The following is an 18739-nucleotide window of genomic DNA, read 5'->3' on the forward strand; positions in this document are numbered from 1 at the left end:
CAAGCCGTGAGGAGACCCTCACCCGGCCTTTGGCCACCCTCTCCCAAAGGGAGAAGGATAGGATGAGGGGACGCTACGCCGCACGAAAGGGCTTTCGAGGATGGCGGCGAGACGGCTGTTTTTCAACAACCTTCACAGGGAGACCACGAGACATGGCAAACGTTGTAGTTGTAGGCGCCCAATGGGGCGATGAGGGCAAGGGCAAGGTCGTCGATATCTACACGGAGCACGCCGATGACATCGTGCGCTATCAGGGGGGCAACAACGCCGGCCACACCCTGGTGGTGGGGAACGAAAAGGTCGTCCTGCACCTGATCCCTTCGGGCATACTCCACGAGGGCAAGCGCTGCATCATCGGCAACGGGGTGGTGCTGGACCCGGAGGTGTTCATCCGGGAGATCACCAAACTGAAAGAGACCGGCCGGATCAGCGACGATTCCTGCCTGCTGCTCTCCGAATCGCTGCACATCATCATGCCCTACCACAAACAGATCGACATCGCCCGCGAAGCCAAGAGCGGCGACCGGAAGATCGGCACCACCGGACGGGGCATCGGCCCCTGCTACGAGGACAAGATCGGCCGGCGCGGCATCCGCCTGATGGACCTGCTTGACCGGGAGATCTTCACCCGCAAGCTCAAGGAGGTGCTGGCCGAAAAGAACTTCATCCTGGAAAAGCTGCTGGGTGAGGCGCCCTGCGATTTCGACGCGACCCTGGCCGAGTACAGCGGCTACGCCGAGGTGCTGAAGAAGTACGTCGCCGACACCTCGCTCATCCTCAGCAAAGACCTGAAGGCCGGCAAGAAGGCGCTCTTCGAAGGGGCGCAGGGGACGCTTCTGGACGTGGACCACGGCACCTATCCCTACGTCACCTCGTCATCCACCTGCGCCGGCGGCGCCTGCACCGGCTCCGGGGTCAGCCCGCGGGACATCCACGAGATCATCGGCATCTCCAAGGCCTACGTCACCCGCGTGGGCAGCGGCCCCTTCCCGACCGAACTGCTGGACGCCACCGGCGAGCAGTTGCGCCAGGTGGGGGGGGAATTCGGCGCCACCACCGGCCGGCCGCGGCGGTGCGGCTGGTTCGACGCCATGGTGGTGCGGTATGCCGTGCGGGTCAACGGCCTGACCGGCATCGCCCTGACCAAGCTGGACGTGCTCTCCGATTTCGACACCATCAAGATCTGCACCGGCTACACCTGCGACGGCAAGTCCCTGGAGACCCTGCCGGCCAGCCTGGAGCTCTTCGAGAAGTGCCAGCCGGTCTACGAGGAATTGCCCGGCTGGAAGAGCGACATTACCGGGGCCCAGACCTATATGGACCTGCCGCAGCAGGCCCGCGACTACGTCAAGCGCCTGGAAGAGCTGGCCGGCTGCCCGATCGTGCTGGTTTCGGTCGGCCCGCGCCGCGACCAGACCATCACCCTGCGCAACCCGTTCCAGTAACCGGTCTTTGACCAAGCAAAAGCCCCCGGAGTTTGAATGCTTCGGGGGCTTTTTTTTATCTCTCCGCCAATCGGGAGGATTGGAGCTGAAAGCTTTCACCACGGAGGACACGGAGGTGCACGGAGGAAAAGCACCAAAGCTCACGTCATCTTGCTTGGACCTCGCAGGTGCCGCTTCCGCTACCAGATGTAGTCCTTGGCGATCTCCCGCTTGTCGTGGCCGAACAGCAGGTGCAGCACCCTGATCCGCTTCAGGGCGGGGGGCGACAGGCTCCCCAGGGGGATAAAGACGATCTTCTTCCCCATGCCGGCCGCGATGCGCTTGAAGATGCTGCGCGGCGGGCGGGCCGCCGCATAGACCACATGAGTGTCCGGCGAATAATCCAGGGCGGCCATGAGCAGGATCTCGGCCTTGGTCCCCCACCCCCGGTAGGCGGGGTCCTGCCACACATCCCGCATCCGGCGCGGCGGATATGAAAGCAGCAGGCCGCCGTACTCGCAGCGGCAGATCCCCGGCCCGCTCACGTTGTCGCCCGGCTCGGTGGCGTAGAAGGCCATGTCCGACTCCTGCTCGTGCTCTCCCAGCCAGGTCATGGCAAAGGGGTAGCGGTTGCGGCGGTCCTCGTCGAAGATGACCACCACGCTCCCCACGCCCCCTTTGATCCGCAGCCGCTCCCGCACATAGATGCGGCCGTCGTGGGGCCGATTGCGGATCGTCTCGCGCAGGTCGATGCCGTCCAGCAATGACGTGCTCAGGGGTTCCACCCGGCTCTGCTCCTCGGAGAGCTGCCGCAGCCCCGTGCGCTTCAGCAGCTTGCCGTAATTTTCGATGACGATGTCCTCGGGCGGCCAGGAGCAGATCGAACCGTCGTCGAATCCCGCCAGCCATTCGCCCGGCCGCTGCTCCCGCTTCCGGTTGAGGAAGCGCAGACCGGAGCGCCCCTTGGCCGACGACGTGCGGGGACGAAAGCGGATCGTGCGGCTGTGGTCCCACAGATCCTCGACCCGCAGGCGCACCACCGGGATCTCCGCCTCCTCCCGCTGCCAGGGATAACACCCGGCCAAGCGCCAGAAGGCGTAGGCGAAGTTGTCGTCCACACACCCCCGGGCAGCGGTCAGAAGCTGGAAGAGGTCGGGGAGCAACCGCCCCGAAAGGGCGGCATAGTTGCGGCAGAAACGGAAGAAGGCCCGTTTCTGCCAGTAGTGGATATGCTCCCCCGTTTCCTGCCGGTAGTGCCGGGCGGCCTGTTCGAACAGGCGCAGATGGATGCGCTGCCGGTCCGGCATCTCGGTGCCCGCCCCCACCTTGCGCGCGCTGTTTTCCATGGCTGCCCGCATGATCTCCCGCTCGGGGAGGGCCCGTTTCCCCCCCGCGATCAACTCCAGGGCGTTGAAACGCCGCCGCAGGGAGGGCGTCGCGTCCTCCGGCTCCGGCGGCAGGCCGTTGCGCCGCATCTCGTAGACGGCCGAGGCAAAGGGGAACTCGCCCATGACCTCGCCGCAGGAGTCGGGATGGAGGCTGGAGATGCGGACGCCGTCGCGGCGCACCCTGCCCAGCGGTTCGCTGCGCGGCTGCCCGTAGAACTCCCTGATCCGCCCCACATGGGCCATCCCCCCCACGAACAGGATGCGCTCGTGGCGCTGTGCCAACTGCTGCAGCCGGAAGGCCATCCCCTGTTCCCGGCGCAGGTCCTGGCGGCACGGCGCCGTCCCCGCCGTGGCGCGGCAGTATTCCCGGTAATAGTCGGCAAGGCCGATGCGCTGAACCGCATAGGAATCGGGCAGGGATTCCGGCACCGCCGGGTAATCGTCCAGGTCCACGTCCACCAGGTGGAGCGGGATCGCCTGCTCCAGGGCGCAGCGGGCGGCCTCCGCCAGAGGGTCGGCCGGCTCCACCAGCAGGTGGATGGTGTGGTGCGCGGTACTGCCGGAGGAGGGTGGAGAAGAACGGGGGATGGTGTCGTAGGAAACGACCGAGACCTGGGGCAGGCGGCGCACCGCCTGGAGGAAGCGCTCCTCCAGAGTGGCGGGCAACTCGACGGCGATGCAGTCGGGCCTGACCTCGAGGACGGCCTGGCGCACCAGATGGGCGAACTCCAGACGGTAATGCAGGATGGGCAGGGCGTGGACGGGGCCGAAGATTTCCAGGTGGAGACGGCTGGGCATAGGTCAGGACTCTCTTACCTGAAACCGTGACGCCGGAATGCCGCAGTGTCCGGAGGGCCGGGGCCTGCCCGCCGCCCAACCGCCTCAAACCACTCACTTCATCGGTCCTCCGCCGGCTTGATGGCATCTTCTCAAGGGCAAGGGCAGAGGCCTTTCGGACCAACGAAGGCATGGAGGCGTCACGGTTTCAGGTTTTATTTCAGATATTCCAGCGCCTCGTCCCCCAGCACCCGCTCCACGGCCAGGGGGAGCAGTTCGGCGGCCTCCGTGCCCTGCATGCGCATCATCTTGAGGGCGTAGCGGGCGATGTTGATGCCGTCCCGCACGGAATACGCTTCATCGGCGGCATGGGCGCGCTGCAGGAAGTCCACCACGTACTGCAGGATCCGGCCGCTGCTGAAGGGGAGGTTCTCCCTGAGGATGAGCAACTCCTCGTCGGCCGCCGGGAAGTCGATGTAGATCTGGGGCTGGAGCCGGGAGTGGATGTATTCCGGCACCTCGAAGGTCGAGGCGTCTTCGTTCATGGTGACCACGATGCGGAAATCCCGGGCCGCCGGGATGCGCAGGCCGGTGACGATGGATTCCACGTAGCGGCGGTCGTCCAACAGCGGCGCCAGGGAGGCCCAGGCCTTCTCGCTCATGCGGTTCCCCTCGTCCAGGATCAGCACCCCTCCGGCGAGCATGGCCGAGACCAGCGACGACGCGGCGTACTGGATCTTCCCGTCCGGGCTGATCACCGGCGAGATGATCAGGTCTTCGGGCCGGGTGTCCATGGTGGCCTGGTAGAGGTAGACCGGCCGCCCCAAATGCCGGGCCGCGGCATAGGCCAGGGTGGTCTTTCCCACCCCCGGCCGCCCCACCAGGCGGGGATTGAAGGGGATGTCCCGCTCGTCGATCACCATCCAGGCGGCCAAGAGCTGGGTGAGCAACTCTTCCTGCCCCACCCATTTCAGGGCCAGGCTCACCGGCGCGGCCAGGTTCAGGGCAATACCGTCGATCATGGTCTGCTTCATCGGTCTCTCTCCTCACTCACAGCCGCGGCAACCCGTCCAGGATGGTCGGGGGATGGGGCGGGCAGCCGGGGATGGTGAGATCCGCCGGCAGAAATGTATCGACGCCGTCGTGCCCGTGCAACGGGCCGCCGGTTCAGCGGGGCCGCGTGCCGTCCGGTGTTTGTGCCGTACGCGCCCGGGCGCCGCCTCGGGCAGCCGCACCCTTTTCGCTGTCCCGTTTCGCCGGGATTCCCGCGCCGGTCTTCGCTGTCGGTTCCGATAGCTGTTGAAACAGCTGGCTGCGGTAGCCGGCATGGGCGGCCAGAGCGGTGCACGCCGCCAGCTCCCGGTCGGCCGCGGCCAACCATGCCGCGACGGTGCGGCCGGCCGGCCGTTTCAACGCCAGCGCCGCCAGAGCGGACACGCTGAGCCAGACGGCCAACTCCTCGAAGCGCTCCTTGTTGAACCACTCGGTGCCCCCGCTTTCGTGGACCAGCATGAAATCGCGGCAGGCCGGGAAGGAAAAGGCCCGCGCCATGGTTGTTCCCGGCACCCCGCCCTGGTCGCCGCCCTCCGGGGCGCTCCATGCCAGCAGAGCCCGGAGAAGCTGCACGGCCCGTTGCGAGGCGTCCCGGTCCGCAGCCCCCTCAAGCACGCGGCGCAGGGTGCAGTCGAGCCCGAACTGATCGAGGCATGCCGCGCCGTCAGACCTCAGGAGCAGCCACCCCAGCAGCACCCGGGCGCCCACCGGGGCGTCCAGCAGTTCCACCAGCCGCGCATGCGCCGCCCGGGCGGCCTTGGCGGCGGGTTTCATCGCCCGAAAGGCCGCCATGAACCCGCGCCAGGCGGAGATCGTCTGCAGCGCGGCATCAGCCCCGCTCGTTCCTTCGGCCAGCTGGGCATGCAGGACCGCCAGGAAGCGCCGGGCGGCCCGGGCCTCGGCCGCTGGTGGCGCAACGGGGCTCTCCCCGGGGCGCAGCACGGCCCGGAAGGCCTCGTTCAGGGAGGCGTACCGCTGCTGTTTGCGTTCGTCCTCCAGGCTTTCCACGCCGCGGCCGCTGAGCGCCGCGCAGAGGTCCTGCCAGCTTCCTTCCCCATCATCGCGGATCTCGCGGAAATCCATGAAGACGTGGAACTGGTATTCGCCCAGCTCCACGTAGAGTCCCTTTTCCCGCAGCTCCCGGCCGTTGCGCACGTATTCCAGACCCCGGGTATGGTCGCGGAAGGCGTAGTAGAGGTGCTCGTCCCCCCTGATGCCGAGGGCTTCCCCCAGGGTCGTGCGGCGCAGCTCGGCGGCATCGCCGGCGGTCTTGACGGCGAACGCGGCGGAATCCTTGATCCATCCCGCGCAACCGGCGTAGCGGTTGTGGTACAGGACCAGCGCCCGCTGCTCGCCCGCCCGGTTCGAATAGGCGAAGACGTTCTCGTCCACCGCGTGGCCGGCGTAGAAATCGTACAGCACGAAGTTCTCCGCGCCGGAGAAGAGCCAGCGCCGGCGCAGCAGCGGGAAGATCCACATCTCGTGGCCGCGCACCAGCCCCTCGTCAACCGCCTCGTCCCAGTAGGCCCGCTTGTACTCCATGCCGTACTTTTCGTGGAAGCCTTCGATCTGGCCATGGCCGAGCATGGGCAACCCCGGCATGGTGGCCAGCAGCACGCAGGCGCCGAAGTATTTGCCCTGGCTCCCGAATTGCTCCACAGCGGTCTTCTCGTCCGGGTTGTTCATGAAGTTGACGAAACGCTTGAGCACCTCGGGGTTGAACTCCAGGACATTCTTGATGGTCTGGCGGTACTTGGCGTTCTCCTCCATCTTGAGCATGTTCATGAAGGCGCTGTTGTAGACCCGGTGCATGCCCAGGGTCCGCACGAAATAGCCTTCCATCAGCCAGAAGGCCTCGGCCAGAAGCAGGGTGCCGGGCGCTTCGGCCGCCACCCGGTCCACCACCTCGCGCCAGAACTCCACCGGGAAGAGGGCATCGAACTCCTCCCGGCTCATGCCCTGCCCGGCCCGGGACGGGATGCCGCCCCCCAGGCCGCGGATCGGGAACCAGAGGCGCTGGTAGTGCTTCTTGGCCAGGGTCATGGCGGCGTCGAAGCGGATGATCGGGAAATTGCGCGCCACGTGCAGGATGGTCCGGATGACCGCCTCCCGCACCTCGGGGATCAGGTAGTTGAGCTGGGCCGTGTCGTTCCAGGGGATGCTGGTGCCGTCGTTGCCGTGGTAGATATAGCGGATGCGGCCGGTGGCGCGCTCGATCAGCCGGAAGACCACGGCGGCCTCGGTCCTGGTCCAGTAACCGTCCTCGAGCTGGATGCAGGCGTCGCCCGACAGGGACAGGTCCTCGCCGGTGAAGGTATAGGTGGGGAACGGGGGATAGTCGGTCTGGACGAACCAGTCCGGATGCTGGACGACCCAGCGGGAATAGATGCCGGTGTGGTTGGGGACCATGTCGCTGGCCAGGCGGATGCCCCGCCGGCCGGCCCGCTCCCGCAGGCTGCCCAGCGCCTCCCAGCCCCCCAGGTCCGCGGCGATCTCGTAGTCGTACAGGGAATAGGCCGAGGCGATGGCATCGGGGTTGCCGCTCAACTGTTTGATGCGCTGGGAGGCCGGCGAACGTTCCCACACCCCGATCAGCCAGAGCCCGGTGATGCCGGCGGCCGCAAGCCGGTCCAGCTCCCCGTCCGGCACCTGGTCCAGGCGGGCGATGGGCCAGCCGTACCGTTTGGAGAGCTGATCGAGCCAGACATAGACCATCTTGGCGATCAGCACCACGTTGGACATCCAGTCCGCATCCGGCGAGAACCGTTCGTACTCGGGGTAATCATAGCCGCCGAAGACCGACCCGCCCCCCGCCTGGCCGTGTTCCGCCCCCCCCGGCCGAACTCCAGGACCGGCGGCGGTCCCGGCTCTCCGCCACCGCCGCCCCATTCCCGCTCCTCTTCCGCCAGGATATCGAAGGCGATGGCCACCTCTTCCAGCAGGTCCGGCGGCAGCAGCGTGACCCAGCGGCTGCGGATAAAACCCAGTTGATCGGCAAGCGAGGTGGGGGCCGAACCGATGGGCGCCCACAACGCCTCGCCCAGGGTGCAATCCAGTTCATCGAGAAGCGGCCCCCGCTTCAGGGCGGCATGCATGGCGGCGGTCATGGCCGGGTAGGGCGTTCCCTGGGCCAGGGCCCGGTCGTCCAGGATCGGGCGGAAGCTGTCGAGGGCCGGGTTCTGCGCCGCCAGGCTGAGCAGCAGCATCTCCCGCAGGACCAGCCTGCGCCCCCGGTCGCCGGCGGCCTCAAGCCATTGGTCGCTCTGCTGCACCCCCTGCAGGACGCCGTCCGGCGGAAAGAACGCCACGAAACGCTCCAGGGTGGCACGCGTTTGCGCCCCGGCGGGATCGTATCCCCCGCGTTGCAGGGCATCCGCCATCACCCCCGGCGTGGCACGCTCCCCGAAGACATCGATGACATGGCGGTAGACCTTGAGCAGCGTGGCGTACAGGAGGAGCTGGCCGGTATGGACCGGAGGCGCGTCGGGGGTCTTGCCGCGATTCAGCCGTAAGGCCAGTTGGCGGTAGAACATGACGCCGGGGATGCCGCGGGCAGCGATGAGTTGGGAAAGCGCTCCCAGGTCGAGGTCGCGCCACTGGCGGGCGGCTATCTGGATGGTGCGGGGAAAATAGGCTCGTGCGCTGCTCAGTTCAGTCATATCTATGTCCAGCCGTGGGTGTTAGGAGGCTAGTAATAATAAGTTGAACAGAATTGCGCTCAGATTTTGGTCAGATTTGGCTGTAGCGATTGGACAAAACCGTAGGCGTAGCAGGGCTGCGTCGAGGATTTTGTGATTGAGCTGCGGTCAAAGATGGCCGGAAGATGAGATGCAAGATGTTCATGTTATTGTTGCCAGCCTCCTTAGGGTTACAGCGGCGGGAACGCCGGAGCGGGACTCCCCGCGATCCGCCGAACCGATGAACGCACCATGGGTGCTATTGTTTTTTCTTGGCCTTGCCCTTTTCCGCTTTTGTGGATTTGCCGCTCTTGGACGCTTTTGTCTTCTTGGCCTTTTTGGCCTTGCTCTTCTTGCTCTTGCTGCCGATCTTGCTGCTGATCTTCCGCGGTTCCGGGCTGAACTCGTCACGGATATTGTTCAGCAGCACCGAGGCCTCCTCAAGGGAGGGGTCGGCCTTCTTGGCCGCTTCGAGCGTCTCTTTCGCCTCGGTAAGCCGGCCGGTCTTCAGGTAGAGGCGTCCCAGGGCGTTGAGGGAACGGGCATGGTCCGGCTTCAGCGCCAGGGCCTTTTTATAGCTGGCAATGGCGTTTTCGTAATCCTTCTTGAAATCGTAGATCAGGCCCAGCTTGTAGTGGTTGTTGGGATCATCGGGGAAGATTTCCGCCGTGCCCTTGAGCAGTTCGGTAATCTCGTCGTAGCGTTTGTCCTTGACGTAGAGCGACACCAGGGCGTTGCGGGTCTCCACATCGTCTTTCTGCTGCACCAGCACCCGCCTGTAATGGTCGATGGCCTTGTCGTTCAAGCCTTTGGCCTTGTAGAGGGCGGCGATCTCCCGATTCGCGTCCGCGTTGTCGGGCGACTGCTTCAGCACCGCCAGATACCCCTCGATGGCCAGGTTCGTTTCCTTGGTGCGGGCGAAGAGCCGCGCCAGCTTGAGCTGGATATCGGGGCTGTTTGGCCTGAGCTTGAGGAATTCGCCGTACTGCTCCACCGCCTGGGCGTTGCTCCCGCGGTTCAGGTAGATGTCGGCCAGGCGCAGCCTGGCGTCGGCGTTCTGGGGCTTGACCTGAACCGCCTGCTTGTAGGCGACCACCGCCTCGTCCAGCAGGTCCTGCTTCTCGTAGAGAATCCCCAGGTTGAGGTACACGTCGCTGCTGGTGCTGTTGCGGTAGGCCGCTTCCTTATAGGCCGCAATGGCCTCGTTGTCCATCCCCGCGGAACGGTACAGGTTGCCGAGTTCCTCGTACGCCGCCACGCCATCGGGCTGATCCTTGATGGTTGCCTTCAACCGTGCGATCGCCTTGTCCAGCTCCGCCCGGGATTGCGGTTCGGCAGCCGGCCTGGCGACCGGTGCGGCAGCCGGCTTGGCCGCGGCGGGCGCCGGGGCAGCGGGCGGAGGCGTGACAACGGCCGCTGCGGACGCAGCCGGCTTGCCTTTGCCCCCCAGGAATTTTTCATACTCGGCCTGTTTTTTATCGCCCTTCTTCGCGTAAATATCGGCCATCATCAGATGGATTTCGCGGTTTTGCGGGCTGGACAACGCGCCTTTTTTGAGTTGGTCCAGCGCCTTGTTCAGGTCGTTGCGCTCCAGGTGGATGGCGGCGATGCCCAGATGGGCCTTTTCGGAATTCGGATCGGCCGTGAGCGCCCGCCGGTACTCCTCCAGCGCCTTGCCCTGCTGACCCATGGCGACGTACACCTCCGCCAGGCCGGTAAACACGCTGGCGTCCGAGGTCAGTTCGCGCCCCGCTTCATTGAAATGATAGATGGCCAGGGGGTAGACCTTGCGCTCCGCCAGGATCATGGCCATGGCCTTATGGTACTTGGGGTTGGAAACCGTCGCCAGGCCGCGGGCCAACTCCACCGAGGCCTCGTCGTTCATCCCCTTCTGGGCGTACAAAAGCCCCAGGTTGCCGCTTGCCAGGGGAAAAGACCGCTCCAGTTGCAGCGCCTTGCGATACTCGGCAATCGCTCCGTCCAGATTGCCGACCCGCTCGAACTGGAGGGCGGTGACGTAATGGCCGGCTGCGCCGTCGGGGCAGATGGAGAGGATCTCCGCCTCGGCCTGGCGCACCTGGGCCTCATCGCGAAGCGCCCCCAGCTGCCCGGCGAGTTCCAGGGCCTTGGGGCATTTGTCGGCCCCGAACCCCCACGTGAAACCGGTCAGCATGAGCACCGCGCAGGGCAGGGCAAGATAGGTGCGAATCATTGGCATGTTCTTGAATTGTCCTTGGCAAGATCGAGTTTTGGGAGCGGATTATACATGGCGCCTGTTCAAAATTCAATTATTTAGGCAAATATCTTTGATTATTTACATTTTCATGCAATAATCCCCTCGGGTGAAACCCGCCGGCCGCCACGTCAGCATGCCGGTATGCCGCAAGGAGCAGAGAAATGAATCACGAGCTTGAAACGCTGATCATGAATGCCGGCGACCTGCCCACCATCCCGGTAGTTGCGACCAAGGTCATGCAGCTTGTGGGCAGCGAAACCACAACGTCGGAAGCGCTGGCCAAAATCGTGGCGTCCGATCCGGCCATTACCGCCCGGGTCCTGAAGATATCCAACTCCTCCTTTTACGGCTGCCAGCGCCAGATCCAGACCCTGTCCCACGCCATCATGATCCTGGGCTTCAGCACCCTGAAAAGCCTCGTGGTGGCGGCCTCGGTCAAACAGGTGTACAAACCCTACGGCCTGACCGAGAAGATGCTGTGGGAGCACTCCTTCGGCGCCGCCCTGGCCGCCCGCATCATCGCCGGCGCAACCCGGCTGGCGAATGAGGAGGAGGCCTTCCTGGGGGGGCTGTTCCACGATATCGGCAAGATCATCATGAACACCATGGACAGCCAGCAGTTTCAGGCCGTCATGCAGAAATGCTATAACGACAGGATCTCGTTCCTTGAGGCCGAGCGGCAGGTCTATCCCTACAGCCATGCCGACGTGGGGGCGCTGGTCATCAAGAAATGGAACTTCCCCACGATCCTCATGCAGGCGGTCCAGAACCACCACACCTTCGACTTCGCCGCCGACGAGGACCCCTATCAAATGCGCCTGACCTGCGTCGTCGGCCTGGCGAACCTCTTCTGCCACAGGGTCGGGGCCGGCATGCGGGAACCGGAGGAGTTTCCTCTCCACGAGACGCCGCCCGCCATCATTCTCAACATCGACGAGGAAGAGATGAATTTCCTCCTGGAGACCTTCGTGGAATCCTTCAACCGGGACAAGGTCTTCTTCAGCTAGAGGGGGGAAGATTCAGGAGCCGCTCCCGCCCCTTTCCTCCAGCGCCTTTTCACTGGCCTCCCGTGAAATATCCACACGGTCGTCTTCCGGCCCTTTCCGGCGGCCCGCCCCCTTTTCCCGCTTGAAGACGGCGCCCTCCCGGGAGCTGTTCCTGCCGACATCCTTGACCCCGCCGATGCCCCTGACCGAATCCGTCATATCCCCTCCCGCGCCGCCGACCACGATGAAAAATTGATTTTTTTCATCTGAAATAGTATCGTTATACTTGATGTGATGTCACAATAGCCGATGAGTATTCTTCAGACCCGCAACCCAAGGAGCGCCACGATGGCGCCGAGCATGCCGAATACGCCGCAAGGATGTCTATGATCCGTACAATCCTCACCTATCCCGACCCCGAACTCAAAAAGAAGTCGGCACCCGTTACCGTTATCAACGATTCCGTCCAGCAACTGGTCAAGGACATGGCAGAAACCATGTACGACGCGCCGGGGGTCGGCCTGGCCGCCCCGCAGATCGGCGTGCACCAGCGCATCGTGGTAATCGACGTCTCCGCCAAGGGCGAGCCGCCGGCATTGATTGTAGCAATCAACCCGGTCATTGTCCACGCCGAGGGGGAGGCCTACGAAGAGGAGGGGTGCCTTTCCGTCCCGGGGTACGCCGCCAATGTCCGCCGCCATGCCAGCGTCGTGGTCAAGGGGCTGGACCTGGCCGGAAACGAAACGACCTGGCGGGCGGAAGACCTGCTGGCCATCGCCTTCCAGCACGAGATCGACCACCTGGACGGGATTCTCTTTGTCGATCACCTTTCGCCGCTCAAGCGCGACCTGTTCCAGCGCAAGTTCCGCAAGGCCGCCGAAGAGAAAAGGGGCGGAAAATGACCGGCTGGCGGATTATTTTCATGGGGACCCCCGAATTTGCGTGCCCCACGCTCCAGGTACTCATAGACCGCGGGGAAAACCTGGTGGCGGTGGTCACCCAGCCGGACCGTCCCAAGGGGCGCGGCCAGAAGCTGATGCCGCCGCCGGTGAAGGAGCTGGCGCTCGGCCACGGCATCCCGGTGCACCAGCCCCTCAAGGTGCGCGACCCGGCCTTTATCGAAGAGATTCTTAGGCTCGAACCGGACGTGATCGTGGTGGTGGCCTTCGGACAGATCCTCCCCAAGGCGCTCCTGGAAATCCCTCCCTATGGCTGCATCAACGTCCACGCCTCGCTCCTGCCCCGCTACCGCGGGGCTGCGCCCCTCAACTGGTGCATCGTCAATGGCGAGAGCGAAACCGGCGTCACGACCATGCTCATGGATGCCGGCCTGGACACCGGCCCCATGCTGCTCAGCCGCTCCACCCCCATCGACGGGGACGAGAATATCGTTGCCCTCCACGACCGCATGGCCGCCATGGGCGCCCATCTGCTGGCCGAAACCCTGGATGGGCTCAAGTCCGGTTCCGTGGCACCCCGGGAACAGGACAACGCCCTCTCCTGCTACGCCCCCCTGCTGAAGAAGGAGGACGGCCTGATCGACTGGTCCCGCGACGCCCGCGCCATCCACGACCAGGTGCGGGGCCTGTGCGTCTGGCCCGGCGCCTACACCTTCATGGACGGCCAGGTGCTCAAGATCTTCCGCACCCGGACCGGCAGCGGCAGCGGCCAGCCCGGCACGGTCCTGCGGGCGGACAAGGGGGCGTTCGAAATCGCCTGCCTGACCGGGAGCATCATCATCGAGGAATTGCAGACGGCGGGGAAGAAGCGCCTGGATGCGGCCAGCTTCCTGGCCGGCTATCCGGTTGCGGCAGGCTCCCTGCTCGGGATCGACGGCAACGGCGAGGGGGCAGCGCAATGACCGGCACCAAAGAGACCGCCACCCCGCCCCGCAAACGCCTGTTCATCTCGCTGATGGGCTTCACCTGCCTGATCGTGGTCGGCCTGATCTTTCTCGCCTGGTGGGTTCCCAATCGCGGCCTGGCCAATATCCACCCCCAATTGCCCCACATCGTCGGCATCGTCGTGGCGGTGCTCTCGGGCGTGGCCATCCTGGGGACCGGTCTTTTGGTGCTGACCACCGCCCTGGGCAAGGACATCTTTTTCACCCGCTTCATGCGCCTGGTGGTCATCAAGTTCCTCCTGCCCATGATCGAACTGGTCGGCCGCGGGCTGGGACTCGACAAGGACAGCATCCGCCAGTCCTTCATCGCCATGAACAACAGCCTGGTCATCTCCCAGCGCCAGAAGGTCAGGCCCGACCGCATCCTGGTGCTGCTCCCCCACTGCATCCAGCTGTTCGACTGCGAGATCAAGGTCACCGGGGACATCGGGAAATGCGTGCAGTGCGGCCGCTGCGACATCAAAGGCCTGGTGGGCATCGGCAGGAAGTACCATGTGGACATATCCGTGGCCACCGGCGGCACCCTGGCCCGCAAGGTGATCGTGGAGAAACGCCCGAAACTGGTGCTGGCCGTGGCATGCGAACGCGACCTCACCTCCGGCATCAAGGACTGCTACCCCTTGCCGGTCATCGGCATCCTCAACGACCGCCCCTTCGGCCCCTGTTTCAACACCACCGTGGACACCGCCAAGATCGACGCGGCCCTGAGCCAGGTGATCCTCATGGAAGAGCCGGCTTCACCAAACGCCTGATACAACAAAACAGCGAAGGGCGGGGTTCTCCCGCCCTTCGCTGTTTGTTATTCCTTTTCAATCTCCGCCAGCATATCCAGGGCAAAATTCTTGGCCCTGCCGCCGGGGGCGATGGCGCCGTAGGCGATCGCCTCACGGAGCTCCGCATCCGTGGCGCCATAGGACTTCGCGGCCGCGAAGTGTTTCTTCAGTCAGGTGGGGCACCCCACGGCGATGGCGCACCCCACGCGGATCAATTCGCGCGTGCGGCCGTCCAGCACCTCTTCGTACTCATAGTCAAGGAACTTCTTGCGGATGTTCATGGCTCCCTCCTTTCCCCGTCACGCCAACTCCCCGAGAATCCGGGCGTAGCAGTCCCGGATTCTGCCGGTGATCTCCTCGTAATCGCTGATCAGCGCCACGCCCGGATGTTTCAGGGCAGGATCGTAGCCCAGGCGCCGGGCCAGCTTGTTCAGGTAGTTTTTCGATCCCGCCAGATCATTCACCGAATAGTCGTGGATGATGCGCAGGCGGTTTTCCAGCTTGCGCAGGAAGGTGAAGCCGGAGAGCAGCACCTCGGCGCCGTTTTCCGGCACAAGACCGAGCCCCCCGATCTCCTTGAGGGCCACGAAGGTGCTGGTGGTGCGTAGTTCGGGATACCGGCACCCGTACTTGAGCTGCAGATACTGGGTGACGAATTCCACATCCACGATGCCGCCCCGGCCGGTCTTGATATTGTAGCTGCCGTCCCTCTCCCGCGCCAACTCGTTCTCCATGCGCATCCGCAGCCGGTGGATCTCCCGGCGCCCCTCGTCGTCGATGGAGGTCCCGTAGACCGTATGGCGGATCACGTCGTGCAACTGGGACCCGAGGTTCTCGTTCCCCAGCACCACCCGCGCCTTGGTGAGCGCCTGGCGCTCCCAGATCTGCGCCTCCTTGCGGTGATACTCCAGGAACGAGTCCAGGGAGGTGACCAGCGGCCCGGCATTGCCCGACGGCCGCAGGCGGGTGTCGATCTTGTACACGTACCCCTCGCGGGTCTGCATGCTCAGGATCGAAATGATCTTTTGGGCGAGCTTGGCGAAGTATTCGTGGTTGGAGATCTGTTTCTCGCCGTTGGTGGTACCCTGTCGGTCATAGACGAAGATGATGTCCAGGTCCGAATGGTAGTTGAGATCGCCCCCCCCCAGCTTGCCCATGGCGACCACCGCCAGGGAGGCCTCGGCATCGTTGTCCTCGAAGCGGAACATGGGGCGGCCGAAACGTTTCAGGTCCTGCACCGCCAGGCGGTAGGCCGCCGCCAGGCAGGCCTCTCCCAGCAGGGTCAGCTGGGCGGTGGCCTCTCCCTGACCCAGCTTGCCGTGGATGTCGTTCAGGCCGATGCGCAGGAACTCCTCGTTGCGGTACCGGCGCAGCACGTCCAGTTGTTCCTCGAAATAGTCGGACCGCTCCAGCAGGCCCACCAGTTCCCGGTCCATCATCTCCCGGGGCTTGAGCGTGGAGGCGTAGCTGCGGGCCACCATGCTGTCCAGGAGTTCCGGGTGGTTGATCAGGATCTTGGAGAGGAATTCGGACATGCCGAACAGGGACACCAGCAGCTTGAGCGTCTCGCGGTTTTCGGCCAGCAGGGCATAGTAGGAGGAACGGGTGCCGATGGCCGCCAGAAAACGCTCCAGGTTGGCCAGGGCCATGTCCGGGTCGGGCGACAGGAAGATCTCCTGCAACAGCGGGGGAGCGATCTTTTCCAGGGTGCGGCGGCCCCGCTCGGTGAGATTGCCGCTCTCGGGACCGCGCCGCAGCGCCTGGAGGTTCCCGTAGGCGCGCTCCACATCTTCGAAGCGGCGTTCGGCCAGCATATCCTTGACCAGGTCGGGATCGGCCTTGGCATCGAGGAAGAGGAGCACCTGGGGGTCCACATCCAGCTTGAGCTTCTCGTCGCGGGAATGGAACAGGTTGCCGTAGATGGCGGAGACATTGCCGCGATGCCGCTCCAGCACCTCCAGAAAGCGTTCCGGGCCGTCGGGGCGCAGGAAACCGCAGCGCCGGGCCAGGGCGCACAGCTCCTCCTCCCTGGCGGGGAGGTTGTGGGTCTGACGTTCCTGGACCACCTGGATGCGGTGCTCCACCGTGCGGAGGAAGCGGTAGGCATCGGAGAGCCTGCGGTGGTCGGCGTCCGTAATCAGCCGCGCCGCCAGCAGGGTATCCAGCGCCCTGAGGGAATTGCGCTCCCGCAGATTGGGGTTCTTGCCGGCATAGACCAGCTGCAGGGCCTGGATGAAGAATTCCACCTCCCGTATCCCCCCGCGCCCCAGCTTGAGGTTGGCCTCCCCCTCCATGGAACGGGCCAGGGAGGCATCGATCTTCTGCTTCATGTTCTTCATATCCTCGATCAGGTTGTAATCGAGATATTTGCGGTAGACGAACGGCTGGAGCATCTTCAGCAACTGGTTGCCCAGCTCCAGGGAGCCGGCCACCGGCCGCGCCTTGAGCATGGCGGTACGCTCCCACGACTGGCCCCAGGACTCGTAGTAGATCTCGGCCGAGCGCAGGGAAACCGCCATGTCGCCCGCTTTCCCCTCCGGCCGCAGCCCCACGTCCACCCGGAAGACAAAACCGTCCTCGGTCACCAGGGAGAGCGCCTTGCTGATCATCTCCCCCAATTTGTTGAAAAAGGTGTGCAGGGAGACGACCCCCTTCCGCCCGCCGGAGCCGTTCTCCAGGCCGCTGGTCTCCCCCCGGTCCGATTCGTAGAAGTAGATGATGTCGATGTCCGAGGAGAAGTTCAGTTCATTCCCCCCCAGCTTGCCCATGCCGATCACGGTCATTTCCGCCTCGCGGGGGCCGTCGTCGCTTTCCATCAGGGGGACGCCGTATTCCCGGATCAGGCAGCGGCGGCAGACCTCGTAGGCTACCTGCAGCGCCGCGGCCGCCAGGCTGGAAAGCTCGCCGGTCACCTCCTCCAGGGAGGCGAGGCCGTTCAGGTCGCGGGCGGCGATGCGCAGGATCTCGGCCCGCTTGAAGCAGCGCAGCACCCTGAGCAGTTCCGTGAAATCGGTCCCCTCGTCCACCCGGGAGCGGAGGGCGGCCAGCATCTCCCCGTCCCTGCGGGCACGATCGATGGCATTCTCCAGAAACAGCCAGCGGAATACGGCGGGGGTCTTGTAGATCAGATTGACCAGGAACGGGGAGGAGCCGCACACCTGGATGAACTGCCCCAGGCGCTTCCTGCGCCGGGCGACCTCGGCCAGATCTTCGGGGGCGATGACGCCGGTCAGGCGCTCGAAGGCGTTGAGCGCCATATCGGGCAGGGGGGTGAGGAGCGAGCCGACGATGATGCGGTGCAGCGAAGCGACGGAGAAGTGCGACCCGGTCAGGATGGCGTTCTGCGCCGAACGCTCGCCGTGGAGATAGCCGTGGGACTCCAGGAAGGCGGCCAGGGCGCGGGCCCGGTCGCCAGGCTCGGCAAGGCCCATGATACGGCCGAACTCATGGGAGAAGCGTTCCACATGCATGGGTCAGATACCCGCGATCTTTCTGAGGCCGAAGAGGTAATCGCCGCTGACGATCCCCTTTTCGGTGATGATGGCGGTAATGTAGCGGGCCGGCGTCACGTCGAAGGCCGGGTTGCGCACGCCGACGCCGGCAGGCGCGATGGCGACGCCCTTGATATGGGTGACCTCGTCCCGGTGGCGTTCCTCGATGGGGATCTGGCTGCCGTCGCTCAGGGAGAGGTCCAGGGTCGAGAGCGGCGCGGCCACGTAGAACGGGATATTGTTCTCCTTGGCCAGCACCGCCACCGAATAGGTGCCGATCTTGTTGGCCGTGTCGCCGTTGGCGGCGATCCGGTCGGCCCCCACCACGCAGCAGGTGATCTCCCCGCGGTTCATGAAAAATCCGGCCATGTTGTCGGAGATCAGGGTGGCGGGAATCCCCTCCTTGACCAGCTCCCAGGCGGTCAGGCGCGCCCCCTGCAGCCAGGGGCGGGTCTCGTCGGCAAAGACCTTGACCGCCTTGCCCGCCTCGTGGGCGGCCCGGATCACCCCCAGGGCGGTGCCGTAGCCGGCGGTCGCCAGGCCTCCGGCGTTGCAGTGGGTCAGGATCGTGGCCTCCTGGGGGATCAGGGTGGCGCCCCATTTGCCGATGTTGCGGCAGATGGTCAGGTCTTCCTCCTCGATGCGGATGGCCTCCTTCTTGAGCGCCTCGCGGATCTGGTCCAGGCTCTTGCCGCGATGGGCCTCGGCCACCCGCTTCATGCGCTCGATGCCCCAGAACAGGTTGACCGCCGTGGGACGGGTCCGGGCCATGATCTCGCAGACGTTCTCCAACTGGCGGAAAAACGACTCGTGGGTATCGGCGATGATCTCCCGCGCCCCCAGGGCGATCCCCATGGCCGCCGCAACGCCGATGGCCGGGGCCCCCCGGATGATCATCCCCCTGATGGCCTCGGCCACGGACTTGAAATCCTCGTAGGTATTGTAGACCTCTTCCCCCGGCAGGCGGGTCTGGTCGATCATGACCACGGCGTTGTCACGCCACTCGATGGTGCGGAAGGACATGCGCGGCT

At 64.9% G+C, this 18739-nt stretch carries 14 protein-coding genes and 1 pseudogene; 5 read left to right on the forward strand and 10 right to left on the reverse strand.

The window, feature by feature from the left end; genetic code table 11:
• Positions 1-152: 152 nt before the first annotated feature.
• Positions 153-1445 carry an adenylosuccinate synthase gene (locus FO488_RS16520; RefSeq protein WP_149211561.1) on the forward strand — a complete coding sequence of 431 codons (1293 nt, stop codon included), beginning with the start codon at positions 153-155 and terminating at the stop codon, positions 1443-1445.
• A gap of 179 nt (positions 1446-1624) precedes the next feature.
• On the opposite strand, the gene FO488_RS16525 is transcribed toward FO488_RS16520, so the two are convergent.
• From FO488_RS16525 to FO488_RS16545, 6 genes and pseudogenes are all read right to left on the reverse strand, one after another.
• Complete coding sequence (locus tag FO488_RS16525) at positions 1625-3610, reverse strand: hypothetical protein (protein ID WP_149211562.1); 1986 nt, start codon at positions 3608-3610, stop codon at positions 1625-1627.
• A 194-nt stretch (positions 3611-3804) separates the two neighbouring features.
• On the reverse strand, positions 3805-4623 hold the full coding sequence (locus tag FO488_RS16530) for an AAA family ATPase (protein WP_149211563.1): 819 nt from the start codon (positions 4621-4623) through the stop codon (positions 3805-3807).
• 16 nt (positions 4624-4639) lie between these two features.
• Positions 4640-4756, reverse strand: a pseudogene (locus FO488_RS16535) (hydrogenase); the annotation flags it as partial.
• Positions 4757-7384 carry an alpha-amylase family glycosyl hydrolase gene (locus FO488_RS16540; RefSeq protein ID WP_370514346.1) on the reverse strand — a complete coding sequence of 876 codons (2628 nt, stop codon included), beginning with the start codon at positions 7382-7384 and terminating at the stop codon, positions 4757-4759.
• Entirely contained in the window at positions 7366-8301 is a 936-nt protein-coding gene (locus tag FO488_RS20230; RefSeq protein ID WP_240732006.1) for a hypothetical protein, read from the reverse strand. Before FO488_RS20230 ends, FO488_RS16540 begins: the two co-directional genes overlap by 19 nt.
• A 277-nt stretch (positions 8302-8578) precedes the next feature.
• On the reverse strand, positions 8579-10537 hold the full coding sequence (locus FO488_RS16545; RefSeq protein WP_149211564.1) for a tetratricopeptide repeat protein: 1959 nt from the start codon (positions 10535-10537) through the stop codon (positions 8579-8581).
• 179 nt (positions 10538-10716) lie between these two features.
• Here FO488_RS16545 and FO488_RS16550 point away from each other — a divergent pair, with 179 nt between their 5' ends.
• A complete protein-coding gene (locus FO488_RS16550; protein WP_149211565.1) occupies positions 10717-11562 on the forward strand; it encodes an HDOD domain-containing protein in 846 nt (281 codons plus the stop codon).
• 12 nt (positions 11563-11574) lie between these two features.
• Here FO488_RS16550 and FO488_RS16555 read toward each other — a convergent pair whose 3' ends face one another.
• Complete coding sequence (locus FO488_RS16555) at positions 11575-11760, reverse strand: hypothetical protein (RefSeq protein ID WP_149211566.1); 186 nt, start codon at positions 11758-11760, stop codon at positions 11575-11577.
• A gap of 167 nt (positions 11761-11927) precedes the next feature.
• Between FO488_RS16555 and def the strand changes: the two genes are divergently transcribed.
• The 3 genes from def to FO488_RS16570 are packed head-to-tail and all read left to right on the forward strand — an operon-like array spanning position 11928 to position 14196.
• Positions 11928-12443 (forward strand): peptide deformylase, encoded by a 516-nt coding sequence (gene def, locus FO488_RS16560; RefSeq protein ID WP_149211567.1) that lies wholly within the window; start codon positions 11928-11930, stop codon positions 12441-12443.
• A complete protein-coding gene (fmt, locus tag FO488_RS16565) occupies positions 12440-13402 on the forward strand; it encodes a methionyl-tRNA formyltransferase (RefSeq protein ID WP_149211568.1) in 963 nt (320 codons plus the stop codon). The genes def and fmt overlap by 4 nt, the downstream gene beginning before the upstream one ends.
• A complete protein-coding gene (locus FO488_RS16570) occupies positions 13399-14196 on the forward strand; it encodes a DUF116 domain-containing protein (protein WP_149211569.1) in 798 nt (265 codons plus the stop codon). The genes fmt and FO488_RS16570 overlap by 4 nt, the downstream gene beginning before the upstream one ends.
• A 47-nt stretch (positions 14197-14243) precedes the next feature.
• Here FO488_RS16570 and FO488_RS20460 read toward each other — a convergent pair whose 3' ends face one another.
• Genes FO488_RS20460 through mtnA form a run of 3 tightly spaced genes read right to left on the reverse strand, consistent with a single transcriptional unit; the run spans position 14244 to position 18731 of the window.
• A complete protein-coding gene (locus tag FO488_RS20460; protein WP_304598753.1) occupies positions 14244-14498 on the reverse strand; it encodes a GSU3128 family (seleno)protein in 255 nt (84 codons plus the stop codon).
• 18 nt (positions 14499-14516) lie between these two features.
• Complete coding sequence (gene glnE, locus FO488_RS16585) at positions 14517-17687, reverse strand: bifunctional [glutamate--ammonia ligase]-adenylyl-L-tyrosine phosphorylase/[glutamate--ammonia-ligase] adenylyltransferase (RefSeq protein ID WP_149211571.1); 3171 nt, start codon at positions 17685-17687, stop codon at positions 14517-14519.
• Between the two features lie 3 nt (positions 17688-17690).
• The gene (gene mtnA, locus FO488_RS16590) at positions 17691-18731 is read right to left on the reverse strand and encodes an S-methyl-5-thioribose-1-phosphate isomerase (RefSeq protein WP_149211572.1); all 1041 of its coding nucleotides are present in this window, start codon (positions 18729-18731) and stop codon (positions 17691-17693) included.
• Positions 18732-18739 lie beyond the last annotated feature (8 nt).

The organism is Geobacter sp. FeAm09 (genome assembly GCF_008330225.1).
In the GTDB taxonomy this organism is placed as follows: domain Bacteria; phylum Desulfobacterota; class Desulfuromonadia; order Geobacterales; family Pseudopelobacteraceae; genus Oryzomonas.